Raw genomic sequence first — 1,078 nt, 5'->3', positions numbered from 1 at the left:
CTGGAGAATGTGCTCCACAATGCGCTGCTGCTGACGCAGGAGACGCGCATAAGCGATGTGCCGATCGTCGAGGCGTTCGACGCGCTGCATGCGGAAGAAATCGCCGATTTCGAGATGCGCCTGCGCGGCCTGCTCGAAACCGCGATCACGCAGGGCGAGAAGAACCTTTTCGACCGCGTGACCCGTTCTCTCGTCTCGGTCGCTCTCGATCTCGAGCGCGGCAATCAGGTCCACACCGCCGATCGGCTCGGCATGAGCCGCAACGAGCTGCGCACCCATCTCGGCCATATGGGCGTCATTGCTCCGCGCAAGAAGAGCCTGCCGAAGAAATCGCGCGACCAGAAGCGGACGCCCGCGCGAAGCGCCCCCAATGTCGTGCGGCTGGGCTTTCAGAAATTCGGCACGCTCGCGGCCTTGCGGGCGCTCGGCTCGCTCGACGAGCATCTTCGACCCTTCGGCTACCGCGCCGAATGGCGGGAGTTCAGCGCCGGGCCTGCTGTTCTCGACGCGATCGGCCGCGGCGAGATCGACATCGGAGTCACCGGCGAGGCCGCGCCGGTCTTCGCGCTCGCAATGGGCGTTCCCTTCTTCTATGTCGGCTATGAATCGCCCGCCCCGACCGATGTCGCCCTCGTCGTCGTCGATCCGCGTCTCCGCTCGATCGACGATCTGAGAGGCAAGCGCGTCGCCTTCAGCCGATGGTCGAACGCCGATCATTTTCTCACGACCGCGCTCAACATCCGCGGTCTGTCGCGCGATGACATCGAGCCGGTCTATGTCCCTCCGACGCTCGATCTGCTCGAGGATTTGCGTGACGGCGCGATCGACGCATGGGCGATTTGGGAGCCGCTCCTGAGCGCCGCGCGCATGGGGAGCAAGGCTCACGTGCTCCTCGATGGCTCCGGCTTCGTCGAGAACCATCAATTCTATGTCGCGCGCCGACACTTCGCTTGCGGCCAGCCGCAGATCGTAAACGCGATCCTCGCCGAAATCCGCGCGCTCGGCGAGACGCCGCGCGAGCGCGCCGAAGACGAGCTCGGCGCCGTCGCGCGATGCCTGCATCTCGATCGGCAGGTGG

1 protein-coding gene is annotated in these 1,078 nt (G+C 65.6%); it reads left to right on the top strand.

Going from position 1 to position 1,078, the window contains the following annotated elements:
- A partial coding sequence (locus A1351_RS04070; RefSeq protein ID WP_198162207.1) for an ABC transporter substrate-binding protein occupies positions 1–1,078 on the top strand: 1,078 nt, incomplete at both ends.

Source organism: Methylosinus sp. R-45379, assembly GCF_001644125.1.
GTDB lineage: Bacteria > Pseudomonadota > Alphaproteobacteria > Rhizobiales > Beijerinckiaceae > Methylosinus.
Note: the sequence above shows the minus strand (reverse complement) of the source record. Positions and strands in the feature narration are given on the sequence as shown.